This window comes from Streptomyces sp. JK94 (assembly GCF_053613315.1).
On record NZ_JBSICH010000038.1, the window covers coordinates 1 to 16063 of the forward strand.

General features: G+C 71.9%; 14 protein-coding genes and 1 pseudogene. 11 read left to right on the forward strand and 4 right to left on the reverse strand.

What is annotated here, in order from left to right:
- Positions 1–99: 99 nt before the first annotated feature.
- Positions 100–1392 carry a cytochrome P450 gene (locus tag ACVV2G_RS28050; RefSeq protein ID WP_453845563.1) on the reverse strand — a complete coding sequence of 431 codons (1293 nt, stop codon included), beginning with the start codon at positions 1390–1392 and terminating at the stop codon, positions 100–102.
- A gap of 44 nt (positions 1393–1436) precedes the next feature.
- A complete protein-coding gene (locus ACVV2G_RS28055; protein ID WP_453845564.1) occupies positions 1437–2792 on the reverse strand; it encodes a glutamine synthetase family protein in 1356 nt (451 codons plus the stop codon).
- A gap of 339 nt (positions 2793–3131) precedes the next feature.
- Here ACVV2G_RS28055 and ACVV2G_RS28060 point away from each other — a divergent pair, with 339 nt between their 5' ends.
- From ACVV2G_RS28060 to ACVV2G_RS28110, 11 genes are all read left to right on the forward strand, one after another.
- Positions 3132–3320, forward strand: coding sequence for a ferredoxin (locus ACVV2G_RS28060; protein WP_365662232.1), 189 nt, complete (start codon positions 3132–3134; stop codon positions 3318–3320).
- Between the two features lie 3 nt (positions 3321–3323).
- Positions 3324–4520, forward strand: coding sequence for an NAD(P)/FAD-dependent oxidoreductase (locus tag ACVV2G_RS28065; RefSeq protein WP_453845566.1), 1197 nt, complete (start codon positions 3324–3326; stop codon positions 4518–4520).
- 9 nt (positions 4521–4529) lie between these two features.
- Positions 4530–5342, forward strand: coding sequence for an acetoacetate decarboxylase family protein (locus ACVV2G_RS28070; RefSeq protein WP_453845567.1), 813 nt, complete (start codon positions 4530–4532; stop codon positions 5340–5342).
- Between the two features lie 35 nt (positions 5343–5377).
- Positions 5378–6841 (forward strand): aldehyde dehydrogenase, encoded by a 1464-nt coding sequence (locus ACVV2G_RS28075; protein WP_453845568.1) that lies wholly within the window; start codon positions 5378–5380, stop codon positions 6839–6841.
- Complete coding sequence (locus tag ACVV2G_RS28080) at positions 6834–7724, forward strand: 3,4-dihydroxyphenylacetate 2,3-dioxygenase (RefSeq protein WP_453845569.1); 891 nt, start codon at positions 6834–6836, stop codon at positions 7722–7724. Before ACVV2G_RS28075 ends, ACVV2G_RS28080 begins: the two co-directional genes overlap by 8 nt.
- Positions 7725–7738: 14 nt before the next feature.
- On the forward strand, positions 7739–8584 hold the full coding sequence (locus tag ACVV2G_RS28085) for a fumarylacetoacetate hydrolase family protein (RefSeq protein WP_453845570.1): 846 nt from the start codon (positions 7739–7741) through the stop codon (positions 8582–8584).
- A gap of 28 nt (positions 8585–8612) precedes the next feature.
- Positions 8613–9227: a TetR/AcrR family transcriptional regulator gene (locus tag ACVV2G_RS28090; RefSeq protein ID WP_453845571.1), complete on the forward strand. Its 615-nt coding sequence runs from the start codon at positions 8613–8615 to the stop codon at positions 9225–9227.
- A gap of 181 nt (positions 9228–9408) precedes the next feature.
- Positions 9409–10869, forward strand: a complete 1461-nt coding sequence (locus tag ACVV2G_RS28095) for an APC family permease (RefSeq protein ID WP_453845572.1) — start codon at positions 9409–9411, stop codon at positions 10867–10869.
- 162 nt (positions 10870–11031) lie between these two features.
- Positions 11032–12195 (forward strand): MBL fold metallo-hydrolase, encoded by a 1164-nt coding sequence (locus tag ACVV2G_RS28100; protein WP_453845573.1) that lies wholly within the window; start codon positions 11032–11034, stop codon positions 12193–12195.
- A 61-nt stretch (positions 12196–12256) separates the two neighbouring features.
- Positions 12257–13741 carry an aldehyde dehydrogenase gene (locus ACVV2G_RS28105; RefSeq protein WP_453845574.1) on the forward strand — a complete coding sequence of 495 codons (1485 nt, stop codon included), beginning with the start codon at positions 12257–12259 and terminating at the stop codon, positions 13739–13741.
- Positions 13738–14466, forward strand: coding sequence for a gamma-glutamyl-gamma-aminobutyrate hydrolase family protein (locus ACVV2G_RS28110; protein ID WP_453845575.1), 729 nt, complete (start codon positions 13738–13740; stop codon positions 14464–14466). The genes ACVV2G_RS28105 and ACVV2G_RS28110 overlap by 4 nt, the downstream gene beginning before the upstream one ends.
- 24 nt (positions 14467–14490) lie before the next feature.
- On the opposite strand, the gene ACVV2G_RS28115 is transcribed toward ACVV2G_RS28110, so the two are convergent.
- Both ACVV2G_RS28115 and ACVV2G_RS28120 read right to left on the reverse strand, forming a co-directional pair.
- Positions 14491–15063, reverse strand: a complete 573-nt coding sequence (locus ACVV2G_RS28115) for a MarR family winged helix-turn-helix transcriptional regulator (protein WP_453845576.1) — start codon at positions 15061–15063, stop codon at positions 14491–14493.
- 88 nt (positions 15064–15151) lie between these two features.
- A pseudogene (locus tag ACVV2G_RS28120) lies at positions 15152–15859 on the reverse strand (amidohydrolase family protein); the annotation flags it as partial.
- Positions 15860–16063 lie beyond the last annotated feature (204 nt).

A 16063-nucleotide genomic window follows, 5' to 3' on the forward strand; every position in this document is an offset into this window, starting at 1 on the left:
CCTGAGGGGGGGTTTTTTCTTTTCCTTTCGGTGTTTCTCCGTTCTCCCCCCCCCCCCCCCCCCCCCCACTCCCGGCAGGCGGATCGGGGCGCCGAGCAATCAGGCGAGGGTCACCTCGACCGGCAGCTTCTTGATGCCGTTGACGAAGTTGGAGCGGACGCGGGGCACGTCGCCGGCGAGCCGGATGTCGGCGAGGCGCGGGATCAGTTCCTCGAACATGATGCGGATCTCGGTGCGGGCCAGCAGATTGCCCAGGCACAGGTGCGGGCTGCCCTTGCCGAAGGTGACGTGGTCGTTGTCGTGGCGGGCGACGTCGAAGTCGTAGGGGTTGCCGAAGACCTCCTCGTCGCGGTTGCCGGAGGCGAACCACATGACGACCTTGTCGCCCTCCTTGACCCGCTTGCCGCCGAGTTCGACGTCGCGGGTGGCGGTGCGGCGGAAGTGGTAGACGGGGGAGGCCCAGCGCAGGAACTCCTCGACGGCCGTCGGGATGAGGGAGGGGTCGTCCTTGAGGCGGGCGAGCTGCTCGGGGTGCTGGAGGAGGGCCAGCATGGAGTGGGTGATGGTGTGCCGGGTGGTCTCGTTGCCGGCCACGACCAGGAGCAGGAAGTAGTTGTCGAAGTCCTGCGGGGAGAGCGGGACGCCGTCGCGGGGGGTCGTGTTGACGAGTCTGGAGATCAGGTCGGTGCCGTTGCCGCCGCGGCGCTGCCGGGCGAGTTCGCGGCCGTACTCGAAGACCTCCAGGGAGGCGGGGGAGCGGAAGGGCAGGTCGCGGTACTGCTCGCTCTCCTCGCTGTCCAGCAGGACGTCGGCGTAGTCGGGGTCGGTGTTGCCGATGATGCGGTTGCCCCAGTCGATGAGCTGCTGGTTGTCCTCCGGGGGCACGTCGAGAAGGCGGGCGAGGACGTTGATGGGGAAGTCGGCGGAGACCTCCTTGACGAAGTCGAAGGTGCCCTTGGCGAGCGCGTTGTCGAGGGTGGTGGCGGTCAGGCCGCGCAGGAAGTCGGCGTAGGAGTTGATGACGCTCGCGCCGAACTGGCGCTGGAGCAGGCTGCGCATCGCGCGGTGGCGGACGCCGTCCAGCTCCAGGATGGAGGCGCGTTTCTTGATCTGGTCCTCGTCGACCTCTTCGAGGTTGACGAACTGGGTGGAGGTGAAGGTCTCGGCGTCGCGGTCGACGCGGGCGATGTCGGCGTGCCGGGTGACGGACCAGAACCCCGAGTTGGGCGCCTCCTCCTCCTGCCAGTGCACCGGGTCGTGGTGGCGCAGGGTGTGGAACATGCGCCAAGGGGTGACGCCGTCGGTGAAGTGGTCGAGGTTCGCGAGGTCGACGTCGGCCAGCGGCATCGGCTCGCGCACGGCGTCGGTCAGGGACTGGGCGGTCGTGGTCATCGTGGAAGAACTCCTGGGCGTACGGACGGGGGAGGCGGACGGCGTCACAGGTGGTAGGCGTACTCGGTGAACTCCCAGTCGGTGACGTGCCGGTGGAAGCGTGCGACCTCGTCGCGCTTGTAGGCGAGGTAGGAGGCGGTGAAGTCCTTGCCCAGGACGTCGGCCAGGGCGGTGTCCGCCTCCAGCGCGTCCAGGGCGGCCGGCAGGCTCATCGGCAGGACGGCGGACTTGGCGATGTCGTAGCCGTAGCCCTCCAGTGGCGCGGCGGGTTCCTCGCCGGCCAGGACGCCGAGCAGCGCGGCGGCGATGGTGCCGGCGATCAGCAGGTAGGGGTTGGCGCCGGCGTCGCCCAGGCGCAGTTCGAGGCGGGAGCCGGAGCCGCGCTCGGGCGGGATGCGGACCATGGCGCTGCGGTTGTCCATGCCCCAGTCGACCAGCCAGGGGGCGAGGGTGCCCGGACCGAAGCGCTTGTAGGAGTTGACCGTCGGGTTGGCCAGGGCGGCCAGTGCCGGGGCGTGGGCCAGCACCCCGGCCACGGCGTGCCGGCCGGTGGCGGACAGGCCGTACGGCGCCGACGGGTCGTCGAAGGCGTTGCTGTCGTCCTCGGTGAGGCAGGACAGGTGCAGGTGGAAGCCGGAGCCGCCGGCGTCGTTGAAGGGCTTGGCCATGAAGGTGGCCAGCCTGCCCTCCTGGCGGGCCAGTTCCTTGATCGCGGCCTTGAAGCGGAAGGCCCGGTCGGCGGCGCTCAGGGCGTCCGAGTGGGTCAGGTTGATCTCGAACTGCCCGCCGTCGAACTCGTGGTTTCCGCTGGTCACGCCGATGCCGAGGTCGCGCAGCTTGCGCAGGGTGCGCAGCAGGTGGTTGTCGCCGTCGGCGCGCAGGCCCGCCGTGTAGATGACGCCCGTGGCCTCGTCGTAGCGGCGCCAGCCCTGCGGGGTGCCGGGGGCGGCGTCGCAGAGGAAGTACTCCAGTTCGGGGCCGACCACCGGACGCAGTCCGTGCTGGGTGCATCGGTCGAGGACGGTGCGGAGCAGGTCGCGGGGCGATTCGGGGGCGGGCCGGCCGGTCGCCGGGTCGGTGACGTCACCCATGCAGGTCGCCACGCCCGGCTCCCAGGGCAGCGCGGTGAGCGTGTCGAGGTCGGGGACGACGCAGATGTCGGGCAGCCCGGCGTCCAGACCGCCGGCGACCGGGACGACATCGCCCTGGGGGCTGGTGTGGTAGACGGCGCGGCAGAAGGCGAGGCCGTGGTCGATGGCGGCGGGCAGGTGGTCCAGCAGGACGTCCCGGGCCCGGTCGGTGCCGATGAGGTCGGGATAGGTCACCCGCACCACGTCGATGCCGTCGGCGGCGAGCCGGTCCATGTGCCGGTGGACGGGGTGGGTGTCGGATGCGCTCACCGAAGTCTCCTCTAGGGGAAGGGGGCGCCTCCCCGGGCACGGGGGCTGGGGGAGAGGGCGGAGGCGGTTTCGCACCGCGTGGAGAACGCGGGATCACCTCTTCGTTTGGCGTCAAACGGTATGGAGCCTGTCACCTTCCCGCAAGGGGTCGGTCGCAAAAATTTATCCAGCTGGATAGCTATTGACCAGAGGTCGGCGACTTCCTATGTTGTTTGAAGCCAAACGAGTAGGGGAGTGCGGTGCACACCGTGTCCCTTTGGCCGGGGCCCGTTCCGTCCGGGCCGGGCCCCACTTCCCCTCTTTCCCTGCCCGACGCCCTCAGCACCAGGAGGACCGGCCATGAAGGTCGTCGTCGACATGAACAAGTGCCAGGACCACGGCCAGTGCGTCTTCGCCGCACCCGACGTCTTCAGCTTCGACGACGCCGGTCACCTGGCCTACGTCGCCGACCCCGACGACGCATTGCGCGACGAGGTCGAGGAAGCCGCGGACGTCTGCCCCCTGCAGGCCATCCGGATCGAGGACTGAGCCGTGAGCGCACCCATCGTGGTGGCCGGCGCCTCCATGGGCGGCCTGCGCGCCGCCGAGCAGCTGCGGGCGGCCGGCTGGACCGGCGCGATCACCCTCGTCGGCGACGAGCCGCACATGCCGTACAACCGGCCTCCGCTGTCCAAGGAGGTGCTGGCGGGCCAGGCGCCCTTCGAGTCGCTGGTCTTCCGGCCGCGGGCCAGCGTGGCCGACGTGACGTGGCGGCTGGGCACCCGGATCGCGGCCGCCGACCTCGACCGGCGGACCGTCGGCCTCGACGACGGGGAGACCCTGTCGTACGCGGGTCTGGTCGTCGCCACCGGCATGCGCCCCCGCCGGCTGAACTGCCCCGGACCGCGCGCCGGCCGGCACACCGTGCGCACCCTCGCCGACGCGCAGGGCCTGCGCGAGGCGCTGACCCGCCCAGGGGCCCGCGTCGTCGTCGTGGGCGCCGGTTTCATCGGCTGCGAGGTCGCCGCCACCGCCGTGGCACTCGGCGCCGCCGAGGTCACCGTCGTCGACCCCCTGCCACTGCCCATGATCGGCCCGCTCGGTGAGCTGCTCGCCGGGGCGCTGCTGAAACGGCACGAGGAGCGGGGCGTACGGTTCGCCCTCGGCACTGGTGTGGCGGGCTTCGAGGGGGACACCACGGTGACCGGAGCCGTCCTCACCGACGGTACGGTCCTGCCGGCGGACGTGGTGGTGGAGTCGGTCGGTTCGCTGGCCAACACCGAGTGGCTCGACGGCAACGGCCTCGACCTCACCGACGGTGTCCTGACCGACGAGCACCTGCGGGTCGGCGGTCGCCCCGACGTGGTCGCCGTGGGCGACGTCGCCCGCTTCCCCAACGCCCGCTACGACGGCGTGCCGCGCCGCGTCGAGCACTGGTCGATTCCGACGGACACCGCCAAGCACGCCGCCCGGGTGCTCACCGGGAAGGACGCCGGCCTCGCGCCGTTCGCGCCGCTGCCGACCTTCTGGTCCGACCAGCACGACTTCCGGCTCCAGTCCTTCGGCGCCCCCGCCCTCGGCCGCGAAGACGTCCGCGTCCTGGACGGCGACCTCGACGGCGACGTCCTGGCCGGCTACCACACCGGCGGCCGGCTGGTCGGTGTCGTCGCCCTCGGCGGCCGGGCCGCCGCGGCGACCGCCGCCCGCTACCGCGCCGAACTGCTGAAGCAGCCCGCCCTCACCGCGTAAGGAACCCAAGTGACCAGTGTCCGTGGATACTTCCACCCCAAGACGGCGACGGGTGCCTCGTCCCTGATCCCCAGCCCGCCCTGGCGCTACTCCGGTGACCTGCTGACCGTCGAGTACCGCACCGACCCCGCCCGGGTGCGCGAACTGCTGCCCGAGCCGCTGGAACTCGCCGACGAGGACCCGGGCGCGGTCGCCCTGATCTGGGCCGACTGGCAGTCCTGCTCCGCCGACGGCCACGAACTGCTGGACCCGGTGCTCGCCCAGTACAAGGAGGCGTTCGCCGTCGTCCGCTGCACGTACAACGGGCAGACCTACACCCGCTGCGTCCACATCTGGGTCGACAAGGACTTCGCGATCGCCCGCGGACTGCACCAGGGCTACCCGAAGAAGCTCGGCTCCATCCACCAGACCCGCCCGCACCCCTACGGTCCCGCGCCGCGCATCGAGGCCGGCGCCCGGTTCGGCGCCACCCTCGCCGCCGCCGACCGGCGCCTGGCGCAGGCCGTCGTCACCCTGCGCGAGCCGTCCGAGACCAACGGCTTCGTCAACAGCCGTCCGATGGCCCACCACCGCTGGCTGCCTTCCATCGAGAAGGGCAAGGGCCTCGCACTGGACGAGCTGATCGAGTCCGGCGCCGCCTCCTTCGAGGGCGGCCAGGCCTGGACCGGCGACGCCGAGCTGGAACTGTTCGAGTCGCCCACCGAGGAACTGGCCCGGCTGGAGATCCGCGAGCCGATCGCCGCCTACTACCGCCAGGTCGGCGTCGTCTGGGACGGCGGCCGTCTGCTGGAGTCCGGCACGTCCGGCGCCGCCGCCGAGTGAAACCGTCCTCACGCACCCCAGGAGCCCCCGCGACCATGAGCGGACACCTCACCACCGTCGCCGGAGTCACCGTCGACACCCGCCACTTCATCGGCGGCGAACGCGTCGCCTCCACCGAGACCTTCACCGACACCTCACCCATCGACGGCAGCACCCTCGGCGAGATCTCCCGAGGCAGGGCCATGGAGGCCGCCGCGGCCGTCGCCGCCGCCAAGGCCGCCTTCCCCGGCTGGGCCGCCACCCCCCGAGCCGAGCGCGCCCGCCTCCTGCACGCGATCGCCGACGGCATCGAGAAGCGCCTCGAAGAACTCGCCAACGTCGAGACCTGCGACAACGGCGCCCTGCTCCGCTCCCACCGCCGCGGCGTCATGCCGCGCGCCGCCCACAACCTCCGCTTCTTCGCCGACTGGCTGCTGAAGCTGGAGCACGAGGACTTCCAGACACGTGGCCACACCAACCACGTCAGCTGGGATCCGGCCGGCCCCTGCGTGCTGATCACGCCGTGGAACGCCCCGCTGATGATGGAGACGTGGAAGGTCGCCCCGGCCCTCGCGGCGGGCAACACGGTGGTCCTCAAGCCCGCCGAGTGGTCCCCGCTGACCGCGTCCCTGCTCGCGGACATCGCCGCCGAGGCCGGGCTGCCCGCGGGCGTCCTCAACGTCGTCCAGGGCCACGGCTCCGAGATCGGTGACGCCCTCACCTCCCACCCGGACGTGCGGCGCATCAGCTTCACCGGCTCGGTGCCGACCGCCAAGCACATCGCGGCGTCGGCCGCCGCCAACCTCACCCCGCTCAGCCTGGAACTCGGCGGCAAGTCCCCGCTGCTGGTCTTCGCCGACGCCGACCTGGACCTCGCCGTCGACCTCGCGGTCGAGCAGTACGACAACGCCGGCCAGGTCTGCCTCGCCGCCACCCGCATCCTCGTCGAGGAGAGCGTCGCCGAGGAGTTCACCCGCCGCTTCACCGAGAAGGCGGCGCGACTGAAGCAGGGCGACCCGCGCGACGAGGCCACCGATCTCGGCCCCAACATCCACCCCCGGCAGCTGGAGAAGATCGACGGCTTCGTGCAACGCGCCCTCGCGGCCGGCGCGCGCGCGGTCGTCGGCGGCCGGCGCGGCGAGGGCCAGTACTACCTCCCGACCCTGCTGACCGATGTCGCCCAGGACTCCGAGATCGTGCAGGAGGAGGTCTTCGGACCCGTCCTGACCCTGCAGACCTTCGCCGACGAGGCGGAGGCGGTCCGCCTGGCCAACGACACCCGCTTCGGCCTGGCCGCCACCGTCGCCACCGGCGACCCCGAGCGCGCCGAGCGGGTCACCGCACAGCTCGTCGCGGGCACCGTCTGGGTCAACTGCTTCTTCGTCCGCGATCTCCAGGCTCCGTTCGGCGGCTCCCGCCACTCCGGGGTCGGCCGTGAGGGCGGTACCTGGAGCTTCGACTTCTACTGCGACCTCAAGAACACCGTCACCGCACCGAAGGGGTGGAAGGACCATGGGTGAGATCGTCGGGGCGGGCCTGTTGGCCCACGTCCCCACCATCGTGCTCCCCGAGGAGACGCGCCTGGAGCTGAACGGGGGCAAGGAAATCACCCTCGTCACCGGCCTTCAGCAGCTCCGCGAGGACGTCTTCGCGCGCGACGACTACGACACCGTCGTCGTCCTCGACTCCCACTGGGCGACCACCGTCGAGTTCGTGGTGACCGCACAGCAGCGCCGGGCCGGCCTGTTCACCTCCGAGGAACTGCCGCGCGGCATGTGCCGCATGCCCTACGACTTCCCCGGCGACCCCGAACTCGCCCGCAACATCGCCTCCTGCGCCGACAAGCACGGCACCTGGATCACCGCGATCGAGGACGAGTACCTGCCGATCTACTACGCCACGATCAACCTGTGGAAGTTCCTCGGCGAGGGCCTGCCCGACAAGCGGTGGGTGACCATCGGCGTCTGCCAGACCGGCGACATGGAGGACCACCTGCGCCTGGGCCGCGCCCTGGCCGACGGCATCGCCGCCACCCCCGGCCGCCGTGTCCTGCTGATCGCCTCCGGCGCCCTCTCGCACACCTTCTGGCCACTGCGCGAACTGCGCGACCACGAGGCCAGCGACCCGGCACACATCTTCACTCCCGAGGCGCGCGAGGCCGACTTCGAGCGCATCGCCTGGTTCAAGGAGGGCCGCCACGACAAGGTCCTCGACACCATGGACGAGTTCTGGAAGTACAAGCCCGAGGCGAAGTTCTTCCACTACTTGATGATGGCCGGCGCCCTCGGCGAGCAGGCGTGCACCGCCAAGGCCCGCCAGTACGGCGAGTACGAGAACTCCATCGGCACCGGACAGGTGCACCTCTGGTTCGACCGCCCGGCCGATGGCCGGACCCGCTCCTAGAAAGGCTTGCGCCCATGCCCGAGTACCGCCGTATCCTCCTGGACGGCGCGACCGTCCAGGTCACCGTCGACGGTGACGAACTGGTCGCCGCCGACGGCCGCCGCGTCAAGACCGACGACGCGCAGCACCTGCCGCCGGTCGTACCCTCCAAGGTCGTCGCCGTCCACCTCAACCACCGCAGCCGCGTCGACGAGTTCCGGATCGGCCTGCCCGACACCCCGACCTACTTCCACAAGCCCACCTCCTCCCTCAACGCGCACAAGGGCGCGATCGTGCGGCCCGAGGGCTGCAAGTGGCTCAACTACGAGGGGGAGGTCGCCATCGTCATCGGAAAGACGGCGCGGAACATCTCCCCGGCCGAGGCGGGGGAGTACATCGCCGGCTACACGGTGGCCAACGACTACGGTCTGCACGACTTCCGCGACACCGACGCCGGCTCCATGCTCCGCGTCAAGGGCTCCGACACGCTCTGCCCGCTCGGCCCCGGCCTGGTCACCGACTGGGACTTCCACGGCAAACGGCTGCGGACCTTCGTGAACGGCGAGGTGGTGCAGGACGGCTCCACCGACGAGATGAAGTGGGACATGCACTACCTCGTCGCCGACATCGCCCGCACCATCACCCTCTGCCCCGGAGACGTCCTGCTCTCCGGCACCCCGGCCAACTCCCGGCCCGTGCGGCCCGGCGACACCGTCGAGGTGGAGGTCGAGGGACTCGGCCGCCTGACCAACCACATCGTCACCGGACCGACCGCGGTCCGCACCGACGTGGGAGCCCGGCCGACGGAGTCCGAGGAGGTCCTGTCCACCGCCCTCGGCGGTGACTGGGAGTTCCGCGGCGTCAGGCCGCCCAAGCGGTGATCCGGGTGCCGCCGGTAGGGTCGTCGGCATGACCGACCCCGTCCAGCCCGCCGGCGAGCGCCGTCCCCGCAAGCGCGTGACGAACTACGGCGCGGGACGGGTGGCGCTGCTGGACGCCGCTGTTCGGGTGGTGGCCCGGGGCGGTCTGCGCAAGCTGACCTACCGGGCCGTCGCCGAGGAGGCCGGCGTCACCCACGGGCTCGTCGTGCACCACTTCGGCTCCCGGGACGCGCTCATCGAGGAGGCGGTCGCCCACGCCATCCGCTCCTCCCTGAGCAGCAGCGCGATGGACACCGGCACCGGCAAGGCCGACGACTTCGCCACCGGACTCGCCGCCATGGTCGAGTCCGGGCCGGACCTCCAGGCCTTCCAGTACGAACTGCTCCTGGAGGCCCGGCGCAGGCCGGAACTGCTGCCGCAGCTGCGCGCCCTGTACGAGGAGTACTTCGCCGCCACCCGGCGCGACCTGTCCCGGCTGCTGTCCCGGCCCGTCGACCGCGGGCTGTCCCGGCTGGTCTTCGCCGCCCTGGAGGGGCTCGTCCTGCACCAGCTCGTCTTCGGCGAGCAGGACGTCACCGAGGAAGCCCTCACCGAACTGCGCGACCTGCTCCGCACCCTGGCCGACGAGCGCGACGGCGACTGAGACCGCCGGTTCGTCCGCTCGCGACCCGCTCACGGGGCGCTCCGGTTTCGGCTCGGTAAGGATTCGGCGCTCACGGGGATCGTCCGCTCCCCACCCCTTGCCAAACGGATAGGAGCGCCCCACGATGAGGCAACTCGTTTGGCCTGAAACGACCCTCCTCTTTCCTTGGCAGGTGATCCGAGTGGACAGTCAGACGGTGCCCGCGGAGCGGACCGTACGCGACACGCCCACCGCGACCGCGCTCAAACCAAACGCCCTGGGTGTCCTGGGCATCCTCTTCTTCGTCCTGTCCGGCCAGGCGCCCCTCACGGGCATCGCGGGGGCCGCCCCGATCTCGGTCGCCACCGGCAACGGGGCCGGTACCCCAGCCGCCTACGTCCTGGCCGGCGCGGTCATCCTGCTCTTCTCCGTCGGCTTCGTCGCCATGGGCCGCCATGTCGTCAACGCCGGCGCGTTCTACACCTACGTGGGCACCGGGCTCGGCCGGACCGCCGGCGCGGGCAGCGCGGCCGTCGCCCTCTTCTCCTACTGCGTCATCCAGGGCGCCATGTACGGCCTGTACGGCGCCACCATGAGCCCCCTGATCGCCGACCACGCCGGCCTCGACCTGCCCTGGTGGGCCTGGGCTCTGATCACCATGGCCGTGGTGCAGGCCCTCGCGGTGACCGGCATCGAGGTCGGCGCGAAGGTGCTCGCGGTCCTGGTCCTCGCGGAGTTCAGCATCCTGCTCGTCTTCGGCCTGGTCACCCTGTTCAAGGGCGGCGGGCCCGAGGGGCTCGGTGTCTCCGACAGTTTCTCCCCGTCGGCCGTCATGGCGGGCGCCCCGGGCATCGCGGTGATGTTCGCGGTGGCGTCCATGTTCGGCTTCGAGGCCACCGCCATCTACGGCGAGGAGGCCCGCGACCCGAAGAAGACCGTGCCCCGCGCCACCTACCTCGCCGTGGTCGTGGTCACCTGCTTCTTCGCGCTGACCTCCTGGATGTTGATCTCGGCCTGGGGCGCCTCCGAGGCCCCCGGCGCGGCGGGCGCGGCGCTGGAGAGCGGCGACTCCTCGGGCTTCGTCTTCGCACCGATCGCGGCAGAGTTCGGCGGCTGGGTCAACGAGGTCCTGCCGATCCTGCTGGCCACCTCCCTCTTCGCCGGTATCCTCACCTTCCACAACTCCGCCAACCGCTACCTGTTCTCCCTCGGACGGGACCGGCTGCTGCCGACGGGGCTGTGCCGCCTCAACCGTCACCGCGCCCCCTGGGTCGCCGGATGTGCCCAAACGGTGATCGCTCTCGCCCTCGTCGTCCCGTTCGCGCTGGGCGGCAGGGACCCGGTGGTGAGCCTGTTCTCCTGGTTCAGCGGGCTCGCCGTCCTGGCGATGATGCTGCTCTACCTGCTGACGTCGGTCTCCGTCATCGTCTTCTTCCGCCGTGAGGGCGTCGACTCCCGCCCGTGGAACACCGTGATCGCTCCGGTGCTCGGAGCACTGGGTCTCGCGGGTGCCGTCTGGCTGATCCTGGCCAACTTCACCACGCTGATCGGCGGTGACATGGGCACGGCCGTGTGGCTGGTGGGGACGGTGCCGGTGGTGATGCTGCTGGGTGTCGGCGCCGACCGGCTGCGGCGGCGCCGGACGGCTCGGCTCCCGGACTGAACCACCCCGCAGGGACGTGTCGTGCGCGGCCGGCATCCGGCCGCGCACGTAACCCCGCACGTAACCCCGCACGTAACCCCGCACGTAACCCCGCACGTAACCCCGCACGTAACCCCGCACGTAACCCCGCGCCGATCCCAGCCGCCTGAAAGGAACCCGCACATGACGCACGACGCCCACCGGCCCGGGGCAGCGGCCCGCCGCGACCGGGCCGGGAGCCGGCCGAGAAGCACGGACCGGCGTACCGTCCTCGGCGGCACCGCCGCCGCTGCCTCCGCCGCCCTGCTCCCGGCGCTCGCCACCGAGACGGCCGCCGCCGCGCCGGGCCGCACCTTCCCGGCGAACCGCCTGGTGCTGCTCGGCACGGCGGGCGGGCCGCCCCCGGAACCGGGCCGCGCGGGCATCTCCTCCGCCCTCACCGTCGACGGACGCGTGTACCTGGTGGACGCCGGACGCGCCGCCGTCACCCAGTACCTGGCGGTCGGCCTGCGCTACCGGGACCTGACCGCCGTCTTCGTCACCCACCTGCACGCCGACCACATCGCCGACCTGCACAACTTCTTCCTGCTGCCGGGCTTCGGCGTCAACGACAGCAACGACGGCATCACCTCGCCCGTCGACGTGCACGGCCCCGGACCGGCCGGCGGCCTGCCGCCCGTGTACGGCGGGGGGACCGTACCCACCGTCGCCCCGTCCGACCCCACCCCCGGGCTCGCGGACCTGCTGGCCAGGCAGGTCGAGGCGTTCGCCTACAGCACCAACGTCTTCCTGCGGGACTCGGGCATCACCGACGTCCGGGACCTGATGCGCGTCCACGAGGTCGACGCGCCCGAGGCGGGCGCCGCCCCTCACGGACCCACCGCCCCCGACATGGAGCCCTTCACCGTCGCCGACGACGGCACCGTCACCGTCACCGCGGTCCTCGTCCCGCACGGCCCGGTCTTCCCGTCGTACGCCTACCGCTTCGACACCCCCTACGGCTCCGTCGTCTTCTCCGGCGACACCTCCGCCTCCGACAACCTGGTCCGGCTCGCCCGGGGTGCCGACATCCTCGTGCACGAGGTCATCGACCTGGACTTCCACGCGGACTCCGGTCTCGACGACGCCCTGCTGGACCACCTCCGCGTCTCGCACACCGACGTCACCGAGGCCGGCCCGCCGGCCGAACGCGCCGGCGTCGGCACGCTGGTGCTCAGCCACCTCGTACCGGCCGACCCCGCCAAGGTCGGCAAGGGCTTCTGGGCACGGCGGGCCCGCGCCGGCTTCGGCGGACGCGTGGTGGTGGGGGAGGACCTGCTCTCCCTGCCGCTGCGCACCGTCCGCTGAGCCGGCGCACCGATCACCCCCGTACCCGCTCCGTCCGCACTCCACGAAAAGAGGACTCACGGTGGAAGCCACCCGTGACGACTGGATCACCCGCGCCGAGACCCTCCCGCTCCCCGGCGCTCACGTCATCGACGGCGCGCCGCACCACGGCGGTGGCACCTTTTCCGTGGTCTCCCCCAGGGACGGCCGGATACTCGCCGAGGTCGCCGACGGCGGCGTCGCCGAGGTCGACCTGGCGGTGGCCGCGGCCCGCCGTGCCTTCGACCACGGGCCCTGGCCCCGGCTCGCCCCCGCCGAACGCGGCCGGGTCCTGAACCGCATGGCCGACCTCTTCGAGGAGCACCGGGCGGACCTCGCCCTCACCGTCAGCCTGGAGATGGGCAAGCCCATCACCGACGCCCACGACATCGAGCTGCGCGCCCTGATCAACACCTTCCGCTGGTACGGACAGTTGGCCGACAAGCTCACCGACGAGTCCCCGCACACGGCGCCCGACGCCCTCGCCCTCGTCACCCGTCAGCCGACCGGCGTCGTCGGCGCCGTCGTCCCCTGGAACTTCCCGCTGACCCTGGCCGGCTGGAAGGTCGCCCCCGCCCTCGCCGCCGGCTGCACGGTCGTCCTCAAGCCCTCCGAGAACTCACCGCTGTCCGCACTGCGCCTCGGCGCACTCGCCACCGAGGCCGGCCTGCCGCCCGGCGTCCTCAACGTCGTCGCCGGTGACGGACCGGTCGCCGGACGCGCCCTCGGCCTCCACCCGGACGTCGACGTCCTCGCCTTCACCGGCTCCACCGCCGTCGGCCGTCACTTCCTGCGCTACGCCGCCGACTCCAACCTCAAGCGGGTCTGGCTCGAACTGGGCGGCAAGTCCCCGAACATCGTCCTGCCCGACGCCCCCGACCTGGACAAGGCCGCCGCCACCGCCGCCTGGGGCATCTTCTTCAACCAGGGCGAGATGTGCACCGCCCCCTCCCGGCTCCTGGTGCATTCCTCCATCGCCGAACAGGTCACCGAAGCCGTCGTCCAGCGGGCCCGCGCCCTGCGTGTCGGTGACCCCCTGGACCCGGCCACCGAGATGGGCGCACTGGTCGGGCAGGACCACCTGGAGAAGGTCCTCGGCCACATCAACGCGGGCGTCGACGCCGGAGCGCGGCTGCGCACCGGAGGTGAACGCGCCCTCGTCGAGACCGGCGGCACCTACCTCCAGCCCACCGTCTTCGACCGGGTCGCCCCCGGCAGCCGGCTGGCCGGGGAGGAGATCTTCGGTCCGGTTCTGTCCGTCCTGCCCTTCGACGACCTCGACGAGGCCGTAGCCCTCGCCAACGCGACCGAGTACGGCCTCGCCGCCGGGCTGTGGACCTCCGACCTGTCCACCGCCCACCAGGCCGCCCGCGCCCTGAAGGCGGGCACCGTCTGGGTCAACTGCTACGAGGAGGGCGACCTCACCGTGCCCTTCGGCGGCTGGAAGCAGTCCGGCAACGGACGGGACAAGTCCGTCCACGCTCTGGAGAAGTACACCGAACTGAAGACCACGTGGATACAGCTGTGACCCACCGCCCTCTCATCGCGATCCCCGCCCGCTTCTCCGCCACCACCTCGGCCCTGCGCTACGCCGCCGAGGTCAACGCCCGCGCCCTGGTCGAGGCGGTCTGGCGGGCCGGCGGCGAACCCGCCACCATCCACCCGCACGCCCCCGACGGCACCGCCTCCCCGGCCGAGGTCGCCGCCCGCCTCGCCCGCTTCGACGGCGTCCTGCTCCCCGGCGGCGGCGACCTGGCCCCGCACCGCTACGGTGCCGGCACCGCCCACGAGACCGTGTACGACGTGGACGACGAACAGGACGGCTTCGACCTGGAGGTCGCCCGGCAGACGTTCGCGCTGGGACTGCCGCTGCTGGCCGTCTGCCGAGGGCTGCAGGTCGTCAACACGGCGCTCGGCGGCACGCTGCACCAGGACATGGGCGGCTCCGGGCAGGAGCACCGGCATGTCCGGCACCCGGTGTCCCTCACCCCGGGTTCGACCGTGGCCGACGTCACCGGGGCCGACAAACTGGAGGCGTCCTGTTACCACCACCAGCACGTCGACCGGCTCGGCGACGGGCTCGTCGTCACCGCCCGCGCCGCCGACGGCACGGTCGAGGCCGTGGAGCGCAACGGCGGCGAGGACGGCTGGTTTCTGGCGGTGCAGTGGCACCCGGAGGACACCGCCGCCGACAACCCCGGACAACAGAGCCTGTTCGACGCGCTGGTCGGGGCCGCGGGCGGCGTCCGCTGACCTGCGGGGCGCGGAACGGCCGGCTCAGCTCCTGGCACGCCGGCCGCTGCGCCGGCGCGCGGGCTCGGCGCCGTCGAGCAGCGACCTTCGGCGGTCCTCACCGTGCTGCTCCACCTGAAGGACCACGCGCCGCAGCCCGTCCGCCAGCGTCCGGCACTCCTCGCCGGTCAACCCCGAGGTGACGAAGGCCTCCTCGTCGTTGAAGGCCGGGAAGACGCGGCGCATGAACTCCTCGCCCTCCTCCGTCAGGCGCAGCAGGACAAGCCGGCCATCGGTGGGATGGCCGCCGCGCACCAGCAGACCGCGGGCTTCCAGGGTGCGCGAGACACCGGTCAGGGTCCCCTTGGAGATGCCCGCCTCCTCGGCGATGTGCCGGGTCTCCGCCTCACCCCAGACCCAGACCACCCACAGCACGACGAACGCCGTCCAGGTCAGGTCCGAGCCCCGCAGCACGGAGTTCTCCAGGTGGTGCCGGACCGTGGCGGCGGCGCGATAGATGTTGGCCACAGCCGCCATCTGCTCCCGCCGGACCGGGATGCCTCCCAGCTTGGCCTCCGCGAGCTTCTCCGCTTCGGTGATGGATCGCTGCCCGGGCAAGGCCTGCTCCTCGGTTCTCTCGGCAGAACCGGACGGCCCCGTGAGGTCCGTCCGGTCGTTCGAGACAAAGTGTACGGTCGGCCACCCGTCAGAGTTCGTGGACGATTCGCCCGTCGAACACCGTGAGGTCCACCCCTACATCGGCGATGTCGTGCGGTGCGGCGTCGAGCAACGGGCGGTCCCGTACGCACAGGTCGGCGACCTTGCCCGGTTCGACGGACCCCTTCCACTCCTCCGCGGAGTCCTGCCGGGCGGCGTTCACCGTGTAGGCGCGCAGCGCCTCGTTCAGGCCGACGCACTGTTCCGGGCCGCTCCTGCGGCCGCCGGCCTTCGACTTTTGCAGCAGCATGCCGGCCACGCCGCGCCGCCAGTCGGGTTCGGTGATCGGCGCGTCCGAACCGGCGCGCACGGTGGCGCCGGAGGCGAACGCGGTCCGCACCGGCCACTGGTGGGCGGAACGCTCCGCGCCCACCACCTCGTCCATGAGGTCGCAGACGGTCCACTTGATGGCCGGATTCATGTTCACCCCGTAGCCGTGGGCCGCCAGCCTGGACAGCGACCGCGTGGAGATGAAGTCGCCGTGGGTGACGTAGTGCCGCGCGTCCGCCCGGGGCGAGGCCTCCTGTGCCGCGACGAACGCGTCCACGACCGTGTCGATCGCCCGGTCACCGGTGACGTGGACGCGGAGCTGGAAGCCGGTCTCGTGGGCGGCGCGGACCATCTCGCGCACCTCACCGACCTGGAGGGCCGGGGTGGCGCCGTGCACGCACAGCGCGCCGTACCCGCCGTCGGACCACATCACCGTCCCGCGACTCGTGGAGGAGGTCCTCGGGGCCTTCGTACAGCAGCTACTCCTGTCCGCCGACTTCGGCGACGGGCCGGTTGGCCCAGGCTTCGGCTGCCGGGTCGCGGGCGGGCCCGGACACCAGGACGACAGCGGGGCCTCGGGTCGCCGGGACGCAGCGGGCCGGTCTGCCGCGGGCGAGTCGGTCCGTGCCCA

Excerpts from the sequence above, each read along its gene's own strand:
- ACVV2G_RS28075 (WP_453845568.1), top strand. The coding sequence starts at position 5,378 with ATGAGCGGACACCTCACCACCGTCGCCGGAGTCACCGTCGACACCCGC.
- ACVV2G_RS28100 (WP_453845573.1), top strand. The coding sequence starts at position 11,032 with ATGACGCACGACGCCCACCGGCCCGGGGCAGCGGCCCGCCGCGACCGG.
- ACVV2G_RS28060 (WP_365662232.1), top strand. The coding sequence starts at position 3,132 with ATGAAGGTCGTCGTCGACATGAACAAGTGCCAGGACCACGGCCAGTGC.
- ACVV2G_RS28050 (WP_453845563.1), bottom strand. The coding sequence starts at position 1,392 with ATGACCACGACCGCCCAGTCCCTGACCGACGCCGTGCGCGAGCCGATG.
- ACVV2G_RS28080 (WP_453845569.1), top strand. The coding sequence starts at position 6,834 with ATGGGTGAGATCGTCGGGGCGGGCCTGTTGGCCCACGTCCCCACCATC.
- ACVV2G_RS28085 (WP_453845570.1), top strand. The coding sequence starts at position 7,739 with ATGCCCGAGTACCGCCGTATCCTCCTGGACGGCGCGACCGTCCAGGTC.
- ACVV2G_RS28090 (WP_453845571.1), top strand. The coding sequence starts at position 8,613 with ATGACCGACCCCGTCCAGCCCGCCGGCGAGCGCCGTCCCCGCAAGCGC.